Genomic DNA, 21,031 nt, shown 5'->3' on the forward strand with positions numbered 1-21,031 from the left:
GGATCAGGTCAGGCGCATTCAGCTTCCACTACGGCAACCAACCCGTCAACGATTTCACCGAGCAAGGCCCGATCTTCCGCCTCCGCCATGACACGGATCAGCGGTTCGGTCCCGGATTTGCGGATCAAAAGGCGCCCCTGCCCGTCCAGACGCGTCTCCGCATTCTTGATCGCGGCAACCACCATCTGCGATTCCAGCGGGTCTTGGCCCAGCTGAAAGCGCACGTTTTTCAACAGTTGCGGGCACGGCTTGAACACTTGCGTCAATTCGGAGGTCTTCTTGCTCGTGCGCACCAGTTCTGCCAACACCTGAAGTCCCGCGATCAGACCATCACCCGTGGTGCCGTAATCCGTCATGACGATGTGACCGGATTGTTCTCCGCCCATATTGAAGCCGCCCTTGCGCATGGCCTCCACAACATAGCGGTCACCGACAGGCGTGCGCTCCAGCCTGATATCCTTCGCGGCCAGATGCTGTTCCAGCCCCAGATTGGACATGACCGTTGTGACCAGCGTGCGATCGTTCAAACGCCCTTCATCGGCCCAACGGCAGGCAAGCAGTGCCATGATCTGATCGCCATCGGCCTCGACACCGTTTTCGTCCAGAACGATCAAACGGTCCGCATCCCCATCAAAGCAAAGCCCGATATCCGCGCCGTGTTCCCGCACCGCTGCGGATGCGGCACCGGGCGCGGTCGATCCGACGCCCTTGTTGATGTTCGTGCCGTCCGGCGATACGCCCACCGGGATCACGTCAGCGCCCAGTTCCCAAAGAACTTCCGGCGCCGCCTTATAGGCCGCACCGTTCGCACAGTCGACGACGATCTTGAGCCCATTCAGGCGCAAACCGTTCGGAAAAGTGGTTTTCACGTATTCGACATACCGGCTGCGCCCATCATCGATACGTTTTGCCCGGCCGATGTTCTGCGGTTGGGCGGGTTGGATGTCGCCCAATATCAGCGCCTCGATCTCGGCCTCCGCCGCGTCAGACAGCTTGAATCCGTCCGGCCCGAAAAACTTAATGCCATTGTCCGTGGACGGGTTGTGGCTGGCGGTAATCATGATCCCCAGATCTGCACGCATCGAGTGCGTCAGAAGCCCCACGGCAGGCGTCGGCACCGGCCCCAGCAACAGGACGTTCATCCCCGTCGACGTCAGGCCCGCCGTAAGCGCGTTTTCCAGCATGTAGCCCGACAACCGCGTATCCTTACCGATCACGACACGGTGCTGGTTCTGGCCGTCACGCCGAAAATACCGGCCCGCTGCCGCGCCAAGCTTCAACGCCAGGTCCGCCGTCATGGGATAGGTATTGGCCTGTCCGCGCACCCCGTCGGTGCCAAAAAGGGTCCGGTTCATCTGTTCTGTCCTTTGCTTCCTGCCCCCATGATCGCCGCCTGCAGGCTGATGGCCTGTCTGGTCTGAGGGACGTCATGCACACGTAGAATCTGCACGCCCTGAGCAATTCCCGCAAGTCCAACGGCAATGGATCCGGGGAATCGGGCGTCCGCCTGCTCAGCTCCCGTCAGGGCTCCGATGAACCTCTTGCGCGAGACGCCAAGAAGGATCGGGCAGCCCAAGGCATGAAACAAATCCAACCGCGCAAGAATTTCAATGTTGTGCGCGACGGTCTTGCCGAACCCGATACCCGGGTCGACAATGATCCGATCACGGGCGATGCCCGCGCTTTCGGCTGCCCCAATGCGTTCCGCAAGATGGTCATACACATCCAGCAATGCGTCGTCGTAACATGGCGCGTCCTGCATTGTCTCCGGATTGCCCTGCGTGTGCATCAGGCAAATCGGCACGTTAGACTTCGCGACGACATCCGCCATGTCCGGATCAAACGCCAGCGCAGACACATCGTTGAGCAGATGTACACCCGCCTGCAGACCGGCTTCGGCCACGGCCGCCTTGCGTGTGTCGAGGCTCAGAACGACGCCATCATTTGCAAGCCCTTCGACCATTGGCTGAATCCGCCGGATTTCTTCTTCCGCGGGGACGAAAGCCGCGCCCGGACGGGTCGATTCACCGCCGATGTCAATGATCGCCGCCCCATCATGTATCATCTGCCGAGCATGGCTCAGCGCCCTGTCCAGTCGCGTATAACGCCCACCGTCAGAAAAACTGTCCGGCGTCACATTCAGTATACCCATGACGCGTGGCATGGACCAATCCAGGGGGCCAAGCGGTCGGCGTGTCGTTGTCAGGCGCGTCAGGACGTCAGCAGGCGCCTCGCGGGCCGGGATCACCTCGGACACCCTGCCTTTTTCAAGACATTCGATCTGATCGAACCAGCACCAACCGTCTGCAAGCGTCATCGCACCAGGCGTTCGGACCGGATCAATACGGGATATGGGTCGGTAATAGGGCATCAGCCGTCAACCTTGACCCGTGTCTCTCCCGTCGCAGTCCACCGCCGCATCTCAGATGCGCCCAGACGCGTCGCCAGCCAGTGCGCAAGCATCTCCGCCGAACTGCCCAGTTCCGGTGCGTCTTCACGCGCATCAAGCACCAGCTTCGACGGTGCCCAAACCGCCAACCGCCCCTGCCGGATATCCCAATCCAGTTCCGTCCGCGACGCGACGACCACGCAGCGCTCATCCTGCGCAGCGAGCTTCCACGCACACTGCTCCAACGCCAGAAGATCAATTCGCCACTGCGCACGCGGATGGTCGGCCTGCGGTGCGGCCGTGTGAAGCGCGTCTACGCACAATACGGCCGGCCCCTCTTTCATCAGGGCGTCGATGCGGTCGCTCAAGTCGGCATCCAGTGCCTCTGCGCTGACGAAAACGATTATGGGCACCGGTTGTGAATCGGACGCACCCAGATGTCGGCTGGTCTTGCGATCACGAACCATCTCTACGCCGAGCGCACCACTCAGGCGGTCCAGCTTTTCGATACGGATACAAACGCAATCCGCCGCCGCATGGGTCAGGATGCGCGCGGCGATTCCTTCGGCCAGCGTTTCAAGCAGATCGACACGGGCGCCTGCGATCTCGTCCTCGATGGCCTGCGCAAGCACATCATAGGAGAGGATCGAGTCCACATCGTCTTCGCGGCGCTGGCCGGGGAATGGCACCAGTTCCACCGCGATGTTGAACCGAACCCGCTGCGAACGGCCGCGTTCCTGCTGAAACGCGCCGATTTCGATTTCCAAAGTATGATCGCGCAGGCTGATCATGTCGGGGGTCTGGGCCCCAACTGAACCTGCACGCGCTGGAAAGGCTCCGAATTCTGAAGCGGATTGGGTCACCTGCGTCTCCGTATCAGCGGCGTCATGTTGCCGTTGCGCAGGCCATATCGCGGTTTTTACCGCTGCGCCACCCGTTCAGACCGGCGATAGAAACGGTGCACACCGATGGCTGCCGTTCTGAAGAACTTGCGCGCCCAGCTCGGGCTAACGGCCGTCGTATGATAGTAGGTCGCACCTTGCGTCAACGCCAGTGGCGCACCTGCCAGAACCACGCCCGCAACGCGCTTCACCTGGGCATAAGCCCCTTTTTCACGGATCGTTTCAGGGTAGCCGTCACAGTTATAGGTGAACTGGCACTGGTACTTTTTACCCGTCCCCTGCTTGATTACCCCGCATACCGTATCTGGAAAAGATCCCGACTTAACCCGGTTCATGATGACCTCGGCCACCGCAAACTGCCCTTTTACGCTCTCGCCGCGCGCTTCGAAATAGAGCGCCTCCGAAAGACATTCCAACGCTTTGCCACCTTCCGGTGCAGGCTGCTGCGAGAGCCATGCTTTGGAGTAATCCAAATCCGAGAAATCTCGCTGCGGCTGAACCAGGGCACGGATACCCCCCTCATCAACCGAATCCATTGCGTCGCGTTCACGACCGAAAAGGTCAGATAGTTGCGACGAAAAAGTCGCGCTGGGGTCGTTGGACGTACTGATCGTCGCCTCTGCATGCGCCGCACCAGCACCCACGACTAGAAATGTCACACAAATTAATGGCAGCTTCTTCATAAGTTTTTCCGAGTTGCCTCAAACCCGGCGGGACATACAGAAGACTCCGCCAGAAAGGCAAATCCGGGGTAGGCAAGAAGCCGCCACGTAGCGTGTTGATTTTGCTACACAACGACCTAGGCCACTGAGTCTTGGTCATTTTTTGAACGGTTCCAAGTATCGATTCTGTCGGCGAAATCTCGCGCAATGTAAAAGAGTTAACCTTTTCGTGACGTCGATTCTTGGCTAACGCTGGGTGTTTGATTCGGTGGTTAACGCCTCTCACCCACCGAGTCGCGTCAGATCAGCGACCTGCGAACAGGTGGCCCTGATCCGATGTAAAAGGTTCAAACGATTCCTGCGCACGACCTGATTGTCCGAATTCACCTGAACGGCCTCGAAGAATGCGTCAATCGGCGTGCGCAATTCCGACATGGCGGACATGGCAGACGCGAAATCTTCATTCCGCATTGCCGGCCCAATCTTGCCATCCGCTGAATCGAGCGCGGCGAACAAGCTACGTTCTTCATTCGTTTCCGCCAGTTTCACATCCGGTCCAAAAGAGTACTCTACCCCGTCCTTATCTTCGGCCTGCGTCAGGATATTATTGGCGCGCTTGAACCCCTGCACCAGGTTCTCGCCATCGTCCGATTTCAGGAATGCGGACAAGGACTCCGCACGCTTCACGAGAAGCGTTAGATCGTCGTTGCCCGGCATGGACAGGCATGCATCAATCACATCGTGCGGAATGCCCTGATCGCGCAGATAGACCTTCAGCCGGTCATGAAAGAACGCCAAAAGGTCTCCCGCCAGCACGAGCGCGCATTCCTTTTCAACGCGCTCATCTGACAGGTCGGGGATACGCCCTTCTTCAAACGCACCCGCCTGAACCATCGCCGCCCGGTTCGCACGGATGGGCGCGAGCCAAACATCCAGCAGGCTGACACGCAGCTGGTTGGCGAGGATCAGCCGGATCACGCCCAAAGCGGCACGGCGCAGCGCGAACGGGTCTTTCGATCCGGTCGGCTTTTCGTCGATGGCCCAGAAACCTGTCAGCGTGTCGATCTTGTCGGCAAGTGCAACCGCCACCGAAACCGGATCACGCGGCACATCATCGGACGGCCCGAGCGGCTGGTAGTGGAACTGAGCGGCATCGGAGACCGCATCGGGCAAGTCAGCAAATTTACCGTAATATCGTCCCATAATCCCTTGAAGTTCCGGGAATTCATAGACCATCTCCGAGGACAGATCGACCTTGGCAATACGCGCCGCTTGCCCGGCCAACTGTGGTTCGGCACCGACGATCGGCGCGATTTCGCGGGCCAGCGTTGCAATACGCGCAATACGGTCGGCCTGGGAGCCCAACCTGTTGTGGAAAGTCACGTCTGCGAGCGGCTTGCCCATGCCTTCCAGCCCGCCCGACTGGATCGTACGCAGGTCGTTTTCCCAGAAGAACTTAGCATCCGACAGACGCGCCGCCAGTACCTTCTGATTCCCGGCAAGGATCGTTGCGCCATCATCCGCCGTTTCACGGTTGGCGACCGTGATAAAGCGCTCGATTCGCCCCGTTTTCGGGTTCCGGATCGAAAAGAATTTCTGATGTTCCTTCATAGAGGTCTGGAGCACCTCCGGCGGCAGGTCGAGGAACTCGGCCCCAATTTCGCCCATCAGAACGACTGGCCACTCGACCAGCCCCGCAACTTCGGCAAGCAGTCCGTTGTCTTCAACCAGTTCCAGGCCGGACGCGAAGGCCATGTTTTCCGCATCCGCCTTGATGTGTTCGGCACGTTCATTCGCATCCAGAACGACATGGGCGCGCTTCAGCTTGCCCCTGTAGTCCTCGAAGGAACTGACCTCAAAACCGGCGGGCGCCATAAAGCGGTGGCCTCGGACGGTTCTTCCCGATGTGATCCCGCCAACTTCCAACGGTACGACCTCGGCACCACCTTCGTCATGTGTGATGCACAGGATCGAATGTAGCGGGCGGACCCAACGCAGATCGTCACTGCCCCAGCGCATGGATTTGGGCCATGGGAAGTTACGGATCGTGTCGGACAGAACCTCGGCCACGATCTCGGCGGCCGGACGACCTTCTCGGGTGACAGTGGCGAACCAGACCTGCCCCTTTTTATCGTCACGCGCCTCCAACTGGTCCCGAGTCAATCCGGTCGAGCGAAGGAAACCTTCCAGCGCCTTTTCCGGCGCGCCGACGCGCGGACCTTTACGCTCCTCGCGAGTGGTCGGGCTTTCCGAAGCCATCCCCTGTACCGTCAGCACAAGGCGCCGCGGCGTGTGGAAAGCGCCGGCACCGGTATAGGTCAGCCCCGCCTCGACGATTCCATTCGTGACCAACCGCTTCAGATCGGCGGCGGCCTTCGCCTGCATACGGGCCGGAATTTCTTCGGAGAACAACTCAATCAGAAGGTCTGGCATATCTCAATCTCGGTCAGGTGGCGGCGGGCAACCCTCGGGTGCCGGGTCTCCGTCGAAAACGACTTCACCGCAATGGTTGATCTGGTTCCACGCAAAGCCGCGACCGTCCTCCATAATGGCGACAATCCGGTCAATGCCGTAAACGATGTTTTCCTTGCTGACGAAGGCGGTGGCGCCTCCGGTCTCTAGCGCCTCGCCGATTTCCTGACTGTCGAAACAGTCAAACCAGCGCGGCGCATTCAAAGGCTCGGCCGCCGGCTCGGTACGGTAGGTTTCCGCCAGCACCGCGCGGGGCTGATCGGTCAGAAAGCAGGCCCGAAAACGGATGGGCGAACTGATCGCATTAATCGCTTGGATGTCATAGGCCTCGATCGACTTCGTTTCCCCGCTGCCTGCGACCGACAGGTCGATACTTTCCACACCATCGCTCACGTCCTCGTAGAAATAGTATTCCTGCAAGTAATAAAGCGCCGCTCCAGCAATCGCCGCGAACACAATGATGGTTGCGCCAACAATACGCCCGTTCATTGCCCGTCCTCAACGTAGAAGAACGCGAAATGCTCATGTGACAACGACTTGAACGCCATCAGGCCGCTGTACCCGTCGCGGCGTCAGTCTGGACAAAGGCGTCAGCGCAGGCTTTTGCCAAGGCACGCACCCGTCCGATATAGGCCTGCCGTTCCGTGACCGAGATCACCCCGCGCGCATCCAGCAGGTTGAACACATGGCTGGCCTTGATGCATTGATCATAGGCCGGATGCGCCATGATGATCCGCCTACCTGTTTTCGGGTCGTCCGCAGGCGCATCAAGAATGCGCTGACATTCGGCTTCGGCATCCCTGAAATGCTGCAACAGCGTGTCGGTGTCGGCCTGATCGAAGTTCCAGCGGCTGTATTCTTCTTCGGTTTGACGGAAGACATCACCATAACTGAGCGCGATGGGCGATTGCGGATCGTTGAACGGCATGTCCATCACGTGATCGACGCCCAGAACATACATCGCCAGACGTTCCAGCCCGTAAGTCAACTCGCCGGAAACCGGACGGCAGTCATGGCCGCCAACCTGTTGGAAGTAGGTGAACTGGCTGACTTCCATCCCATCACACCAGACTTCCCAACCAAGCCCCCAAGCGCCGAGCGTCGGGCTTTCCCAGTCGTCTTCCACGAACCGGATGTCGTGCAGGTTCATGTCAATCCCGATCGCTTCGAGCGAACCCAAATACAGCTCCTGCATATCCGGCGGGCTGGGTTTGATCAGAACCTGATACTGGTAATAGTGCTGGAGCCGGTTCGGGTTTTCGCCATAGCGCCCATCGGTGGGACGGCGCGAGGGCTGGACATAGGCTGCGGCCCAAGGCTTTGCCCCCAATGCGCGCAAGGTTGTCGCCGGGTGAAAGGTGCCCGCGCCGACTTCCATGTCATAGGGTTGCAAGATGGCGCAGCCCCTGGCGGCCCAGTAGTTCTGAAGCCGCAGGATGATTTCCTGGAAACTGCGCGGTTTGCTTATCTCGCCTGCCATTGCCCGCCTCTTGTATGCTCGCGTTCTCAATAGGCAACAGGCCGTGGGGCGTCAATCAACCCATACCATTTCAGGGTGCAGCCCAATGTCATTCTGATACTGTGCCGCCCAGGCAAGAACACTTCGGAGCGATCATGACCAACGCCGCCCGCACCTTTCGCATGACAGCCTTTCTTCTGGCCAGCCTGTCATTGTGCGCAACCGCGACCCATGGGCAGGGTACGCCTGTCGAAACCCAGGCCCAAGCCCAGCCTCAAATGCAATCGACGATTGATCTGTCGAAATACGAACTGACGCTACACCGCGACGATGTGGCCGGCATCCAGGTTATGCTGCCCCAGGGCGCGGTTGCCTTCGACCGCTACGAGGCACCGTTCGCCTATTTCGAAGCCGACGATAACAGCGGCATCCGGCTGATCCTGTCCAGCACGCCTTCAAAACGCGGGATGCTCCCGGCCTATTACCAGATCTTGCAGGGAATGGACTTCGTGCCGGCCAACGGACCGCGCAGTTTGCAAGACGACAGCTTCACCATCGAAGGGGAAAACGATCAGATTGTCAGCCACAGCTATGCAGTGGATACGGGCGAGGCGATCAAGGGATTCACTTTGGTTTGGCCCGCGGATGATCTCGAGACGCGAGACGCGGTTCTTTCCCGTATCCGCAACAGCTTCACGCCCGTCGAGGGTGTCATGCAACCTGATCTGGGCCACGCAGAGGTCGACAGAGACGATCTTGCCAACATGGCTCATTCCGAACACGCTTCTCGTAGCGCAAGCGGCGTGTTCGCAGATGCGTCGGGGCATGTTCTGACCACATCCGCCGTCGCGGCCTCCTGTTCGAACCTGACCATCAATGACGGCCTGCCAATGGAACTGGCCAACACCGACGGGACGGGCTCGCTGGCATTGCTGCGCCCTACCCGCGACATCGGTGCAGTCCGGTCCGCACATTTTTCGACACTGGACACAGAGCCCGACGCGACGGTCGCGATTTCCGGCTATTCCTATGGCGGGCGTATTAGTCGGCCCACGCTGACAATGGGTGAAACAGGCGCAGCGGACCAGTCCTCTGTAACGCTGGAAGCGAATACCAAATCGGGTGACAGCGGTGGACCTGTTCTAGACCAGGGCGGTGCCGTACGCGGCGTGCTGCTGCCATTGGACTCGCACAGCGGAACCTCGTCGGATCGTGCGATGATCGACAGCCCTGACCTGATCGCGTTCTTGCAGGAGTCCGGCGCAGAACCGTTGACCATCGGCGCAACCCGCGATCTGCATCCTGAAGATCTGTCGCGCATCGCAGAACGCATCACGACGCTCGTCATCTGCCGCGACTGACGCATGAAGATCGATGGCGGGTCGGACTAGGCCCGCCAGAACTGCGGCAGAAACAGCGTCAGAACGACAAGCAATTCCAAGCGCCCGAGCAACATCGCAAAAGACAATATCCATTTGGCGGTGGGATCGATATCAACGAAGTTACCCGCCGGTCCGATCATATCACCTAGCCCGGGCCCGATATTCGCGATGGCCGTCGCGGCGCCTGATACGGATGTCACGAAGTCCAGCCCGGTCATTCCGAGCAGTACCGAGAAGACACCGAGCAGTAAGATGAACAACACAAAGAATGTCATGACCGATGACAGGATTTCTTCGGTGATCACATTTCCCTTGTACCGGGCTCTGAACAGGCCATTGGGAGAATGAACCTGCTGAATTTGCGCCTTCAGTGACGCGATCAGAATTTGGTGGCGGAACACCTTTATCGAGCAACCCGTTGATCCGGCGCAGCCACCTATCAGGCCCATCAGGAAGAACACCGTCATTGGGAAGGCTCCCCAAAGTTGGTAGTCGACGCTCGCATAGCCAGTCCCCGTGATGATGGAGATCACGTTGAACAGCGACTCTCTGAAAGCGGGTTCAATCGGCGCCTCATCCGCGATCAGTTGGAAAAGAAAGATCGCAATGGTCAGTACGCCCGATGTCCAGACGAACCCTCGGATCTGCGGATCGACCAATAGTGGCCTGGCACTTCCGGCGAGGATTTGCACGTAGCGTACGAAGGGCAAACACGCGAGGAACATGAAGACGGACGCGACATATTCCGGCGCGCCCTGAAACTTGCCGAAGGACGCGTCCGTTGTCGAAAATCCGCCCGTCGAAACCGTTGTCAGCGCATGGTTGATGGCATCGAAGGGCTGCATGCCAACAATCATATAGCTCAGCACACAAGCCAGCGTGAGAATTGCGTAGATGACCGATATCTGTGCGGCAATCGCAGTGGCGCGGGGTAAAACCTTGCCGTCGGTGTCAAAGGCCTCGGACTGGAAAATCTGCATCCCGCCCACGCGCAGTTCAGGCAAAAAGACCATCGCGACGATGACGATGCCAATTCCGCCCATCCATTGCAGCATGCTGCGCCACAGCAGGACACCGCGCGGCAGGGTTTCCAGCTCTCCGAAAGTAGTTGAACCCGTTGTCGTAAGCCCCGACATGGCCTCGAAATAAGCATCGGTGTAGCTGGCTCCTGGCGCACCAAGAACAAATGGCACGGCAGCAAAGATCGGCAAAGCTACCCAGACGCCCGTGGTCAACAGGAAAAGCTGTTGGCGCCCGAGATTGTCCTCGGCCGAGGACATACAGCTGAGCGCTGTGAAGCCGCCCACCGCGAAAGACAAGACCGCTGATTCCAGAAACGCATTGGCGTTGCCGTTCCCCTCATACAGGTCCACGGCCAAAGGGATGAGCATCGTCGCCCCGAGCGCGGCAACCAGCAGACCGATTACATATCCAACGGGGCGAATATCGAACATAAAGGCAGGGATGGCCGCAGCGGCCGAATGTGTCAAGCGGACAGCATCATCCGGCTGCTGCATCAGCCTATATGATGCAGACTGGCCATCATTCTGGGATCAAGGCTGTTGACCTCAAAGGTATCACCATGCGTCAGAATGCTCACGGCATCATGGCTGTGCAGGCTTTCCTGATGGCTGGCCACCACGCGGAAATCGCCGATACGCTTGTCAGCCCGAAGGTGTTCGCAGAACAGCCTGGCAGCGTCTTCAACAAATATCGGATTGGCTGCATTCAGTTCGGCGAAGGCCTGCTCATCCTCGCGTTTGACCATGACTTGCGTCTCTGTCGGTACAGCTTTGCGGCAAATGTCGATCAGATCCTCGAACCAAAGACACTCCTCGCCCAACATCTCTACTGACACGCGCGCGACGGATCGCTGCGAATGTGGAGTCGCGAGTTGATTGCGGGACCGGCGGGCATGTTCAGACAGTTCCAGAGAACACGGGCAGGTCGAGGAATACACGTAATCCAGATGCACGATCTTGCGACGTTGGCCCTGATGCTCGATCAGTTCCAACGCGATGTCGTAATATTGGTAACCTTCAAGCCCAGACCGCAGCGCTTTCTGTCGGACGGGGAAGGAAAACCTCATCTCTATCCGGGCATCCAGAGACTCCAGGTCGGTTTTGTAGTCGTCCAGCACCGCCTCGATCACCTCGAAGCTGAATGTGCGCTCCGAGTGGCGATAGAATGTCCGCATGATACGAGACATGTTGATGCCCTTTTTCTCGGGCTCAAGGCTGACCGTTCCCGTCACCGACGTTTCCAGCATCAACTCCCCGCCTTCGCGCAGCTTGTAACGAATCGGAAGTCGGAAATTGGAAATACCAACATGCTGAATCTGGGCCCGCGCCCCCCGGATCAGCGACGCCGGTCCGTTCTGAAGATCGGGAAGGCCAGCCTTGTAATCTGCCGTGACCTCGAAATGCTCGGGGTAAACGCGCGACAGATCAGGATAATTGGATACGGCACGGTCTTCCCGCAGTCGCCCGACCACCGGATCAAGATCGGCAATTTCAGCGTCATCCGCTTCTTCGACCCATTTGCGCAAGATGCGGAGCGCACGCTCCGCATCCGTCCTGTCGGGAGAGGTTACTGTCGGTTTGGCCGGTGCATTCATCGTACTTCCTTCCCGCAAACGGGTCTTCATCCCAGATAGGGGCCTAGAGACCCGAATTCCAGCAGGTCAACTCTGCCCCAGACCGTCCAGCGCATTGGTCAGATCAGCGATCAGATCGGCGCTGTCTTCCAGCCCGCAGCTTATACGGATCAAACCCGGCGAAATGCCTAGAATTTCTTTTTGCTCGTCCGGCAGCCGCTGATGGGTCGTTGTTGCAGGATGGGTAATGATGCTTTTTGCATCGCCAAGGTTGTTCGAGATAATGAACACTTCCAGCGCGTTGAGAACCTGGAAGGCGGCATCTCGGCCTCCCTTGACCTCAATGGCCAACATCGTGCCGCCCGTATCCATCTGTGACGCGGCAAGCGCATGGTTTGGGTGATCGGGCAGGCCGGGATAGATCACCTTCGAGAGCGCCGGATGATCCTTAAGCGCGTCAGCCAGCGCCCGAGCCGTGTTCGCCTGCGCTTGGCAGCGAAGATCAAGAGTTTCCAATCCCTTGAGCAGCACCCACGCGGTAAAAGGGCTCATCGAGCCGCCAGTGTGCTTCATATAGGGTTCCAGGGTGCTGCGGATGAAGTCCTTGGTACCAAGCACGACACCACCCAGAACCCGCCCCTGCCCGTCGATATGCTTGGTCGCAGAATAGATGATGACATCGGCGCCCAGATTTAGCGATTTCTGGAAGATCGGGGTCGCAAATACATTATCCACGACGACCAGCGCGCCGACCGCATGCGCAATATCGGAAATCCCGCGGATGTCGGCGACTTCCAGCGTCGGGTTGGAAATGGCTTCAAGGAACACGGCTTTCGTGTCCGGCCGGACTGCCGCCTTCCATTCGTCCAGATTGGTGCCATCAACCAGCGTGATCTCCACGCCGTAGCGGCCAAGGATCTCTTCCAGAATATACAGGCACGACCCAAACAGTGCTCGCGCGGACACCACATGGTCACCCGTCTTCAGCATGGACACAAGCGCACCGTTTACCGCGGCCATGCCACTGGCCGTGGCGAACGCATCTTCCGCCCCTTCCAGTGCCGCGATGCGTTCTTCGAACATGCGCACGGTCGGGTTACCGTAGCGGGCGTAGATGAACTCGTCCTCACCCGTTTCGATAAATCGCGCCTCGGCCTGCTCGGCCGTGTCGTAAACGAAGCCCTGCGTCAGGAAGATTGCCTCGGAGACCTCGTTGTATTGGCTACGACGCGTCCCTGCATGGACCAGTTTCGTGCGCGTGTTCCAGTCTTTCGTCATCAGCGCCCCCTGCGCAAAATAAAACCCCACCGCTTGCAGAGCGCCGGGGTTACGAAATCCTGGCCCTCTTTAGCGGCATGTTTAACGTGGCCCGCAATCCGGATAACAAATCGCCACGGTCAGTTTCGGGTTATACCTGCCGTCAGCCTTGGTCAAGCAAAGGTGACCGCTTGCACTTCGCAGCTATCGCGCTTTTCTATGTGGCAGGCAAACAGGAGAGGCAACATGGCTCAACCGATTGATCTGCACTACTGGCCCACGCCCAACGGGTGGAAGGTTTCCATCGCGCTGGAAGAAATGGCCCTGCCCTACAATCTTCATCTGGTGAATATCGGCGCGGGGGAACAGTTCGAACCCAACTTCCTGAAGATCGCCCCGAACAACCGTATGCCCGCCATCGTTGATCACGACGGGCCGGACGGTCAGCCCATTTCCATTTTCGAATCCGGGGCGATCTTGCAGTATCTGGCGCGCAAGACCGGACAGTTCTACGGATCGAGCGAACGCGAAAAGGTTGCCGTCGAACAATGGCTGATGTGGCAGATGGGCGGCGTTGGTCCCATGGCGGGACAGGCGCATCATTTCCTGAAATACGCCCCTGCAATGGACCCGCCCAACGACCTGCCCTACGCCAAGGACCGCTACCGCAACGAAGTCGGGCGACTATACGGCGTGCTTGACCGGCAACTGGCCGAGAACGAATTCGTAGCGGGCGGTTTCTTTTCGATCGCGGATATGGCGATCTGGCCTTGGGCAACCTTGTGGGAGGGTCAACAGCAGACACTGGACGACAAACCCAATTTGAAGCGTTGGTTGGACCAGGTCGGGGAGCGTCCAGCCGTTCGGAAGGGCAAGGATCTCGCCAGCGAAAACCGCGCCAATCTGGAAGACGACAAGACGGCGCAGGAGATCCTGTTCAAGAAGCAGGGTTGAGGCCAAAGGCCGGGTTATTCCCCGGCCTTTTTTTCCTCCGGCAGAGCGTAGGCGCTGAACAACCTGCCTTGCAGCATGAAGAACGCAACCGTCGCGATCGGCAGCCCGAAGGTCTTGAAATTTACCCAGGCGTCCGTGCTCATCGTGCGCCAGATAACCTCATTTGCGACCATCAGACCCGCGAAAAACAGCGCCACGCGCTTGGTCAACACCATCCAGCCTTCGTCTTGAAGCGGCACCACCTCTGACATGACATAGCTGAGATACGATTTCCCTTGAAGCAGACCAAAACCAAGGATGCCCGCGAACATCGCATAGATTATGGACGGCTTCATCTTGAAGAAGCGTTCATCATTGAACGCAATCGACATGCCGCCAAACACGACAACCAAAACCGCCGTGACAATTTGCATCCGCGACAGCTTGCCCGACAGCACCCAGAGTATCCCAGTGCAGACCAGCAGAAGCGGAATGAAGGCCGCTGTCACCACGATAAAGCCGGAATATTCCGTACCGCCGATGGTGAAGACCTGATCTTTCAAGCGGCCATAGGCCAAAAAGAACGCGATAATCGGGCCAAGCTCCAGCCCCAGCTTCATGATCGGGTTTACTTTGCGTTCTGCCATTCCTGCCTCAACTGTAATTCACGCACCATCTAGTCACGCGAAGCGCAAAACGCCAGTCCGCTATCGTCCGCCCATTTCCACGATCACTGCGCCAAGCGCGATCAGGGCCATCAGCGCCAGGCGTCGGGGGCCGACTTTTTCTTTTAAGAAAACCCAGCCTATTACCGCTGCGAAGACGGTTGATGTCTCGCGCAGGACGGCCGCCTCACCCACCTTGTCCAACCGCGTGGCCAACATCACCGACCCGAAGCTGCCATAGGCAATCAGACCGCCAATAAGCCCCCGTTTCATCAATGGCACCAGCGGCGGGCGGTTTTCCATTCGCCGCCATTTGCGATAGGCCAGCGGTGGCATGAATAAGCTGTCGATCAGGAAGAACCAGGCAAGGAAGGTGAAAGGATCGGCCGTCGCGCGAATGCCATAGGCATCATAGGTCGTGTAAAGCGCCACGAAACCACCCGTGGCAACCGCCAGCCAGAGCGCTGGTACAAGGTTTTCGCGGTCCACATCGACATGGATCAGGTTATACACCGCCAACCCGAAGATCCCCGCGAGCAATACCCCGACGCCAAGCCACTGGATCAGCGAAAACGTCTCGCCAAAGATAATATACGCCCCGATGACCGTGAATAACGGTCCCATACCACGCACCACCGGATAGACGACGGTGTAGGCGCCCTTGGTATAGGCCATCGCCTGCAGCAGCTTGTACCCGACATGGATGGCAAAGGCGCCCGCGAAGATGGGCCACATATGCGGCTCGGGCCAAGGCACGATGAACAGCGCGATGGGCAGCGCAATCAGCCCATAACAGAAATCGATCGCGCCGCGTGTCAGCCATGGATCGTGTCGCCCCTTCTGGAGAGCCCCGAAAATCGCGTGAAGAAAGGCAGCCGTTAGCGCAAGGACCAGCGCCAGATCATGACCGGCTTCTGTGCCCTCAAGCGATTGCAACCAGGCGCTCATACGGGAACCTCGCTGCTGTTCAGACAGTTATCTAAGGAAGGAAGGCCGCACATGATCGATCGTTTTCTGTCTGACTTCTCGGATCCGTTCGCCAGTTTGGAGTGGGAGGTCGCGATCACGCGCATTGCCTTCTCCGTTCTTCTGGGCGGGTTGATCGGATATGAACGCGAGGCGCATACCAAGCCCGCCGGTCTGCGAACCCACATGCTGATTTCACTGTCTGCCTGCCTGTTCGCCCTGATCGCGCTCGATCTGATGCGGATGGACGCGGATACCCCCACACAGCTTCGGGTTGATCCCCTGCGTCTGGTGGAGGCCGTGACAGCAGGCGTCGCGTTTCTTGCGGCGGGGACGATCATCACGGGAAAGAACACGGTGCATGGATTGACCACCGGCGCGGGCATGTGGCTCGCAGGTGCCGTCGGTCTGGCCTGCGGGACGGGAAGCCTGACAATGGCCTGCATAGCGACGGTCGCAGCCTTGATCATCCTGTGGTTATTGCGGAAACTTTTCATGGAGACGCACAACGACAACCGATGATCAGGGCACATATCGTCCCATCCCCTGACAGGAAAAAAACCCCGCACATTTGTAGAATTCTACGGCAGAAGGGTTGGCGATCAAGCTGGTCAGACAGCCGCTCGGCAAGTTCGCATCAGCCCACTGCAAGAGCCTGTCAAGGATTTCGCCGCCGATCCCGCGGCCCTGAAAACCGGGATCGACCGCCATATCCGTGATGAAGGCAAAGCACCCACCGTCGCCTTGCACCCGACCCATGCCGACCAGCCGATCCCGATCGTACACCCATTGCGCAAAGAGATCATTTTCAAGGGCAATTTTGGCCCCTTCGGGCGAACGTCGGCCCATCGCAACGCGGGCCCGAAGCCGGAGATAATCTTCGGCGCTTGGTGGTATCAGCGAGAACTCAGCCATCCAGTCCGGTCAACGCGGCGGCGAATTCCTCTGGATCGAAGGGGGAAAGATCGTCAATCTGTTCTCCGACACCGATCGCATGGATGGGCAGCCCGAACTTGTCGGCGAGCGACACCAGAACGCCGCCCTTGGCTGTGCCATCGAGCTTGGTCATCACCAGCCCCGAGACATCGGCAAGCTTCTGAAATATCTCGACCTGGCTGACAGCGTTCTGCCCCGTCGTCGCATCCAAGACCAACAGGGTGTTGTGCGGGGCTTCGGGATCCTTTTTGCGGATCACCCGGACGATCTTGGACAGTTCTTCCATCAGATCCGCGCGGTTTTGCAAACGGCCTGCCGTATCTATCAACAACAGGTCGGCACCGTCCTGTTCTGCCTTGGTCATCGCGTCGAATGCCAAGGATGCAGGGTCCGAGCCTTCTGGCGCGGTAAGCACCGGAACACCTGCGCGTTCGCCCCAAACCTGAAGCTGCTCCACCGCTGCGGCGCGGAAGGTATCACCGGCGGCTATCACGACAGATTTTCCTGCGGCCTTGAACTGGCTGGCAAGCTTGCCGATGGTGGTTGTCTTCCCAGACCCGTTCACACCGACCACGAGCACGACCTGCGGCTTCTTGGGGTAAAGCGGCATAGGGCGGGCCACCGAGTCCATGATGGCGGCGATTTCGCGGGCCATCAACGCCTTGAGCTCCTGCGTCGTCAAACGCTGCCCCATGCGGCCTTGCGCCATGTTCGCGCTGACACGCATCGCCGTGTCCACACCCATATCTGCAGTGATCAGAAGATCTTCGATCTGTTCCAGCATCTCGTCATCGAGAACGCGGCGCGGCGTGTCGGGCGTGGCCTTGCGACCAACCAGGCGACCAATAAGGCTGTTTTTTTCCTGCTCGGGTTCTGGCGTGGGTGCCGGAGCCGGATCGGCAGGCCTTGGTTCGGGCTCAGGTTGGGGATCTGCGACGGGCTGCGCGACCGGTTCGGGATCGATGGCATCCTCGACTATCGCATCCAGTCCTTCCTCGATCTTCGAGGAGGATTTGAACATCCGCTCTTTGAGTTTGCCGAAGAATGACATTCTGAAATCCCTTGCCCGGTTTTTCTTTCCCTATCGCTCCGTCCGCGAAGATGGAAGAGTGGCAGGTCGAACCTCGTCGGGGAAATACTTCATAGCCGTCAAGAAGGGGTTCGGTGCTGCCTGCCCCAACCCACAAATCGATGCATCCGCCATAACCTGCGCCAACTCGCCCAGGAGCGGCTGGTCCCAATGTTCGGCCGCCATCAGTTGCACAGCTTTTTCACATCCCGACCGGCACGGCGTACATTGACCGCAGCTTTCATGTTCGAAGAAACGCAGCATATTCTGGGCAGCCGCTTTTACGTTGTCACGGTCCGACAGAACGACGACGGCAGCTGAACCGATAAATACACCATGTTCATTGAGCGTATCGAAATCCAACGGCACATGATCCAGCGATGCCGGCAAAATGCCCGAAGACGGCCCACCCGGTTGATAGGCCTTGAAGCGGTGTCCCACGGTCATACCACCAGCGGCATCGATCACATCCCGGATAGTAGACCCTGCAGGCAGCAGGTAGACACCCGGCTTCGCCACGCGCCCGGAGACGGAGTAGCTACGCAAGCCCTTGCGCCCGTTCTGCTCGACGCCAGCAAACACGTCAGCCCCCTCGCGGCAGATGCGCGCAATCCAATGCAGCGTTTCGACGTTGTGGACCAGCGTCGGCCGCCCGAACAGGCCAACCTGTGCGACATAGGGCGGACGATGGCGTGGGATACCACGCTTGCCTTCGATCGACTCGAGCATCGCGCTTTCTTCCCCACAGATATACGCACCCGCCCCGCGACGAAGCTCGACATAGCCCGGATCAATTAATCCCACCTGCTCCAGCGCAGCGATTTCACGACGCAGAATCTCCAGCACCGCCGGATATTCATCGCGTATGTAGAAATAAACCCGCTCGGCCTCGACCGCCCAGGCGGCAATCAGCATTCCCTCCAGGCAGTAATGAGGCACACGTTCCAGATGGTAGCGGTCCTTGAAGGTGCCAGGCTCTCCTTCATCGCCGTTGACGGCCATCAACCGTGGACCTTGTTCCGCGCGCACGAATGACCATTTCTTGCCGGACGGAAATCCTGCCCCGCCAAGCCCACGCAGACCAGCGGCCAGCAGCGCTTGTTCGACCTCGTCAGGTGACCCGGCGGCGCGCAACCTGCGCAACATCTGATAGCCGCCATCTGCCAGATAATCGTCAAGCGTTTCATAGGGTGGCAAGACCGGGGACCGGCAAGCATTTCCGGCGGCCCTGACAAGCTCCCCCACCGTCGCATTGCCAACGGCCATGCGTCCCACTAGTGCGGCGGGCGCCTTGTCACATCCGCCCATGCAGGGCGCTTTCACGACCCGGACCCGTCGCGGGTCGGTCTCGGCGGTGAGCTTGTCAAACAACGCCCCAGAGCCAGCCAGTTCACAGCTTAAAGACTCGCAGACTCGGATGGTCAGCGGCGGCGGTGGGGTCTCCCCTTCCTTCACTACGTCGAAATGCGCGTAGAAACTGGCGACTTCATAGACTTCGACCATCGACAGGCGCATCTCTTCCGCCAAGGCACGAAGATGCGCGGCAGAGAGATGACCATACCGGTCTTGAATAAGATGCAGGAATTCGATCAGGAGGGCGCGCTGACGCGGGCGACCCCCCAGCAGCACCCTGACCTCGGCCCAGGCCGTATCATCAAGCTGCCGCCCCTTGGGCGTGCCTCGGCCTTTGCCTCTGCCTGACTTCCACGGCTTGTCCTGGGCGACGTTGGTCATCGGTTACTCATCAAAAAGCGAGGGTTGGCTTTTCGGTGCGGAGCTACGAGTGGGCCTCGTGCTCCCCGCCGCAGTGGCAACTTCAAGCCTGCCATCGCTGAATTCGATATCCAGCACCGGTTGCTTTGCGGCGCTCGCATGGTTCGTTACAACCTGATCGCCCGCGCGTATCACGGCATAACCGCGTTTTAGTGTGCCGTGATAGCTGAGCCCCTCCAGCAGCCGATCAGCTGCGGTCAGACGTTGTGCCTGCCGGTTCAGATCAACGCGAATCGCGCCAACCATCTGCGTCGACAACTGTGGTAACCTGCGACGCCCTTCGGCGACCAATCGCTGGGTTGCTCGCGGCCCAAGCCGGGCCGCTTCCTTTGCGAACTCCCGTTGCCTACCTCTTAAACCCAAGGCAAGCGCGGGTCCAAGACGCGCTGACAGGTTATCCAGCCGTTGACGCGCATCGCGAGTGCGGGACGACAACGCAGCTGGACGCACGGCGCCCGAGACCTCCGCCAAATGACGCCTGCGCCGCTCGACCAGCGCCACCAAGGCGCGCGGCAGGCGATCTGCCCATTGGTCGAGCCGCTGCTCTGACTGGCGCGTCAAATCTTCGGCGCGTGGCAAGGCCCGAGACAGATCACGCAGTCGCTGGCCACGGGTCGTAACACCGCGCACGAGCGCACTCGTCAGGCGAGATCCCTGCTGTTCAGTCCACGCCAGAAGCTCCGCCCGGACAGGCACCGCCAGTTCCGCCGCTGCCGTCGGCGTCGGCGCGCGCCGGTCTGATACGAAATCGACAAGCGTGGTGTCCGTTTCATGGCCGACAGCGGAAATCACCGGAATTTCCGACGCAGCCACCGCTCGCGCCACAGATTCCTCGTTGAAGCCCCAGAGATCCTCGATAGAGCCCCCCCCTCGCGCCACGATCAGCAGATCGGGCCGAGGCAGCGCTCCGCCCGGCGTAAGCCGGTTGAAGCCTTCAATGGCACGGGTCACCTCTGGTGCGCATTTCTCGCCCTGCACCGCAACCGGCCAGATCAATACCTTGCGTGGGAAGCGATCGCGCAGACGATGCAGAATGTCCCTGATCACGGCACCGGAAGGCGAGGTCACAACGCCAATGATCTGCGGCAGGTAAGGCAGAGGCTTCTTGCGTTCAGATGCGAACAGACCTTCGGCCTCCAGCGCCTTCTTGCGCTTTTCCAGCATCGCCATCAGGGCTCCTACGCCCGCCGGCGCGATGCTTTCAATCACGATCTGATATTTGGACTGGCCGGGGAAGGTCGTCAGGCGTCCAGTGGCGATGACCTCCAGCCCCTCTTCGGGTTGGGTCGGCAGCCGACTCGCGACACCCTTCCAGATCACTCCGGCGAGCACCGCGCGATCATCTTTCAAGTCCAGATAGACATGGCCGGAACGCGGGCGCGATACGCGCCCGATTTCGCCCCGCACGCGCACATGCGAAAAACCTGATTCGATGCTGCGCTTTACGGCACCTGACAGTTCCGAGACCGTGAATTCCGGTGCGTTGGACCCCTGCCCGTTCTCGTCGGATAGGGGGCCATCATCGATCAGATCATTCATATCGCCTCGCTTGCGCCGTAGTAACGCTCAG

19 protein-coding genes and 1 riboswitch are annotated in these 21,031 nt (G+C 59.3%); of the genes, 3 read left to right on the forward strand and 16 right to left on the reverse strand.

Annotated elements, in window-relative coordinates; translation table 11 throughout:
- Positions 1-8: 8 nt before the first annotated feature.
- The 7 genes from glmM to FPZ52_RS05405 form a co-directional block, all read right to left on the reverse strand.
- The gene (glmM, locus tag FPZ52_RS05375; RefSeq protein WP_146364426.1) at positions 9-1,355 is read right to left on the reverse strand and encodes a phosphoglucosamine mutase; all 1,347 of its coding nucleotides are present in this window, start codon (positions 1,353-1,355) and stop codon (positions 9-11) included.
- Positions 1,352-2,371 carry a dihydropteroate synthase gene (gene folP / locus FPZ52_RS05380; protein WP_146364428.1) on the reverse strand — a complete coding sequence of 340 codons (1,020 nt, stop codon included), beginning with the start codon at positions 2,369-2,371 and terminating at the stop codon, positions 1,352-1,354. Before folP ends, glmM begins: the two co-directional genes overlap by 4 nt.
- Entirely contained in the window at positions 2,371-3,252 is an 882-nt protein-coding gene (locus FPZ52_RS05385; protein WP_146364430.1) for a dihydroneopterin aldolase, read from the reverse strand. The genes folP and FPZ52_RS05385 overlap by 1 nt, the downstream gene beginning before the upstream one ends.
- A 56-nt stretch (positions 3,253-3,308) precedes the next feature.
- On the reverse strand, positions 3,309-3,974 hold the full coding sequence (locus FPZ52_RS05390; protein WP_146364432.1) for a cell wall hydrolase: 666 nt from the start codon (positions 3,972-3,974) through the stop codon (positions 3,309-3,311).
- 261 nt (positions 3,975-4,235) lie between these two features.
- Positions 4,236-6,386 carry a glycine--tRNA ligase subunit beta gene (glyS, locus tag FPZ52_RS05395; protein ID WP_146364434.1) on the reverse strand — a complete coding sequence of 717 codons (2,151 nt, stop codon included), beginning with the start codon at positions 6,384-6,386 and terminating at the stop codon, positions 4,236-4,238.
- 3 nt (positions 6,387-6,389) lie between these two features.
- Entirely contained in the window at positions 6,390-6,914 is a 525-nt protein-coding gene (locus tag FPZ52_RS05400; protein ID WP_146364436.1) for a DUF6446 family protein, read from the reverse strand.
- Between the two features lie 58 nt (positions 6,915-6,972).
- Positions 6,973-7,905, reverse strand: coding sequence for a glycine--tRNA ligase subunit alpha (locus tag FPZ52_RS05405; protein ID WP_146364438.1), 933 nt, complete (start codon positions 7,903-7,905; stop codon positions 6,973-6,975).
- A 134-nt stretch (positions 7,906-8,039) separates the two neighbouring features.
- Here FPZ52_RS05405 and FPZ52_RS05410 point away from each other — a divergent pair, with 134 nt between their 5' ends.
- A complete protein-coding gene (locus tag FPZ52_RS05410) occupies positions 8,040-9,245 on the forward strand; it encodes a S1 family peptidase (RefSeq protein ID WP_146364440.1) in 1,206 nt (401 codons plus the stop codon).
- 26 nt (positions 9,246-9,271) lie between these two features.
- Here FPZ52_RS05410 and FPZ52_RS05415 read toward each other — a convergent pair whose 3' ends face one another.
- The 3 genes from FPZ52_RS05415 to metZ form a co-directional block, all read right to left on the reverse strand.
- Positions 9,272-10,720 (reverse strand): TrkH family potassium uptake protein, encoded by a 1,449-nt coding sequence (locus FPZ52_RS05415; RefSeq protein ID WP_146365667.1) that lies wholly within the window; start codon positions 10,718-10,720, stop codon positions 9,272-9,274.
- Positions 10,721-10,782: 62 nt separating this feature from the next.
- Complete coding sequence (gene folE2, locus FPZ52_RS05420; protein WP_146364443.1) at positions 10,783-11,883, reverse strand: GTP cyclohydrolase FolE2; 1,101 nt, start codon at positions 11,881-11,883, stop codon at positions 10,783-10,785.
- A 66-nt stretch (positions 11,884-11,949) separates the two neighbouring features.
- Positions 11,950-13,140, reverse strand: a complete 1,191-nt coding sequence (gene metZ / locus FPZ52_RS05425; protein WP_146364445.1) for an O-succinylhomoserine sulfhydrylase — start codon at positions 13,138-13,140, stop codon at positions 11,950-11,952.
- Between the two features lie 48 nt (positions 13,141-13,188).
- Positions 13,189-13,267: riboswitch (SAM riboswitch) on the reverse strand.
- Positions 13,268-13,365: 98 nt separating this feature from the next.
- Between metZ and FPZ52_RS05430 the strand changes: the two genes are divergently transcribed.
- On the forward strand, positions 13,366-14,073 hold the full coding sequence (locus tag FPZ52_RS05430; RefSeq protein WP_146364447.1) for a glutathione S-transferase N-terminal domain-containing protein: 708 nt from the start codon (positions 13,366-13,368) through the stop codon (positions 14,071-14,073).
- Between the two features lie 14 nt (positions 14,074-14,087).
- Here the strand turns inward: FPZ52_RS05430 and FPZ52_RS05435 are convergent, their stop codons facing one another.
- Both FPZ52_RS05435 and FPZ52_RS05440 read right to left on the reverse strand, forming a co-directional pair.
- Positions 14,088-14,699 (reverse strand): inner membrane-spanning protein YciB, encoded by a 612-nt coding sequence (locus FPZ52_RS05435; protein WP_146364450.1) that lies wholly within the window; start codon positions 14,697-14,699, stop codon positions 14,088-14,090.
- Between the two features lie 60 nt (positions 14,700-14,759).
- A complete protein-coding gene (locus FPZ52_RS05440) occupies positions 14,760-15,665 on the reverse strand; it encodes an EamA family transporter (RefSeq protein ID WP_146364452.1) in 906 nt (301 codons plus the stop codon).
- A 51-nt stretch (positions 15,666-15,716) separates the two neighbouring features.
- Between FPZ52_RS05440 and FPZ52_RS05445 the strand changes: the two genes are divergently transcribed.
- Positions 15,717-16,205 (forward strand): MgtC/SapB family protein, encoded by a 489-nt coding sequence (locus tag FPZ52_RS05445; RefSeq protein WP_146364454.1) that lies wholly within the window; start codon positions 15,717-15,719, stop codon positions 16,203-16,205.
- Here the strand turns inward: FPZ52_RS05445 and FPZ52_RS05450 are convergent, their stop codons facing one another.
- Genes FPZ52_RS05450 through xseA form a run of 4 tightly spaced genes read right to left on the reverse strand, consistent with a single transcriptional unit; the run spans position 16,206 to position 21,000 of the window.
- A complete protein-coding gene (locus FPZ52_RS05450; RefSeq protein ID WP_146364456.1) occupies positions 16,206-16,598 on the reverse strand; it encodes a GNAT family N-acetyltransferase in 393 nt (130 codons plus the stop codon).
- Positions 16,591-17,670 (reverse strand): signal recognition particle-docking protein FtsY, encoded by a 1,080-nt coding sequence (gene ftsY / locus FPZ52_RS05455; protein WP_146364458.1) that lies wholly within the window; start codon positions 17,668-17,670, stop codon positions 16,591-16,593. The genes FPZ52_RS05450 and ftsY overlap by 8 nt, the downstream gene beginning before the upstream one ends.
- A 30-nt stretch (positions 17,671-17,700) precedes the next feature.
- Positions 17,701-19,422 carry an NAD(P)H-dependent oxidoreductase subunit E gene (locus FPZ52_RS05460; protein WP_146364460.1) on the reverse strand — a complete coding sequence of 574 codons (1,722 nt, stop codon included), beginning with the start codon at positions 19,420-19,422 and terminating at the stop codon, positions 17,701-17,703.
- 3 nt (positions 19,423-19,425) lie between these two features.
- Entirely contained in the window at positions 19,426-21,000 is a 1,575-nt protein-coding gene (gene xseA / locus FPZ52_RS05465) for an exodeoxyribonuclease VII large subunit (protein ID WP_146364462.1), read from the reverse strand.
- Positions 21,001-21,031 lie beyond the last annotated feature (31 nt).

Origin of the sequence: Qingshengfaniella alkalisoli (assembly GCF_007855645.1) — a bacterium.
Taxonomy (GTDB): Bacteria; Pseudomonadota; Alphaproteobacteria; order Rhodobacterales; family Rhodobacteraceae; genus Qingshengfaniella; species Qingshengfaniella alkalisoli.

Coding starts and splice junctions, on each gene's coding strand:
- glmM (WP_146364426.1), bottom strand. CDS start 1,355: ATGAACCGGACCCTTTTTGGCACCGACGGGGTGCGCGGACAGGCCAAT.
- folP (WP_146364428.1), bottom strand. CDS start 2,371: ATGCCCTATTACCGACCCATATCCCGTATTGATCCGGTCCGAACGCCT.
- FPZ52_RS05390 (WP_146364432.1), bottom strand. CDS start 3,974: ATGAAGAAGCTGCCATTAATTTGTGTGACATTTCTAGTCGTGGGTGCT.
- glyS (WP_146364434.1), bottom strand. CDS start 6,386: ATGCCAGACCTTCTGATTGAGTTGTTCTCCGAAGAAATTCCGGCCCGT.
- FPZ52_RS05400 (WP_146364436.1), bottom strand. CDS start 6,914: ATGAACGGGCGTATTGTTGGCGCAACCATCATTGTGTTCGCGGCGATT.
- FPZ52_RS05405 (WP_146364438.1), bottom strand. CDS start 7,905: ATGGCAGGCGAGATAAGCAAACCGCGCAGTTTCCAGGAAATCATCCTG.
- FPZ52_RS05410 (WP_146364440.1), top strand. CDS start 8,040: ATGACCAACGCCGCCCGCACCTTTCGCATGACAGCCTTTCTTCTGGCC.
- FPZ52_RS05415 (WP_146365667.1), bottom strand. CDS start 10,720: ATGTTCGATATTCGCCCCGTTGGATATGTAATCGGTCTGCTGGTTGCC.
- folE2 (WP_146364443.1), bottom strand. CDS start 11,883: ATGAATGCACCGGCCAAACCGACAGTAACCTCTCCCGACAGGACGGAT.
- metZ (WP_146364445.1), bottom strand. CDS start 13,140: ATGACGAAAGACTGGAACACGCGCACGAAACTGGTCCATGCAGGGACG.
- FPZ52_RS05430 (WP_146364447.1), top strand. CDS start 13,366: ATGGCTCAACCGATTGATCTGCACTACTGGCCCACGCCCAACGGGTGG.
- FPZ52_RS05435 (WP_146364450.1), bottom strand. CDS start 14,699: ATGGCAGAACGCAAAGTAAACCCGATCATGAAGCTGGGGCTGGAGCTT.
- FPZ52_RS05440 (WP_146364452.1), bottom strand. CDS start 15,665: ATGAGCGCCTGGTTGCAATCGCTTGAGGGCACAGAAGCCGGTCATGAT.
- FPZ52_RS05445 (WP_146364454.1), top strand. CDS start 15,717: ATGATCGATCGTTTTCTGTCTGACTTCTCGGATCCGTTCGCCAGTTTG.
- FPZ52_RS05450 (WP_146364456.1), bottom strand. CDS start 16,598: ATGGCTGAGTTCTCGCTGATACCACCAAGCGCCGAAGATTATCTCCGG.
- ftsY (WP_146364458.1), bottom strand. CDS start 17,670: ATGTCATTCTTCGGCAAACTCAAAGAGCGGATGTTCAAATCCTCCTCG.
- FPZ52_RS05460 (WP_146364460.1), bottom strand. CDS start 19,422: ATGACCAACGTCGCCCAGGACAAGCCGTGGAAGTCAGGCAGAGGCAAA.
- xseA (WP_146364462.1), bottom strand. CDS start 21,000: ATGAATGATCTGATCGATGATGGCCCCCTATCCGACGAGAACGGGCAG.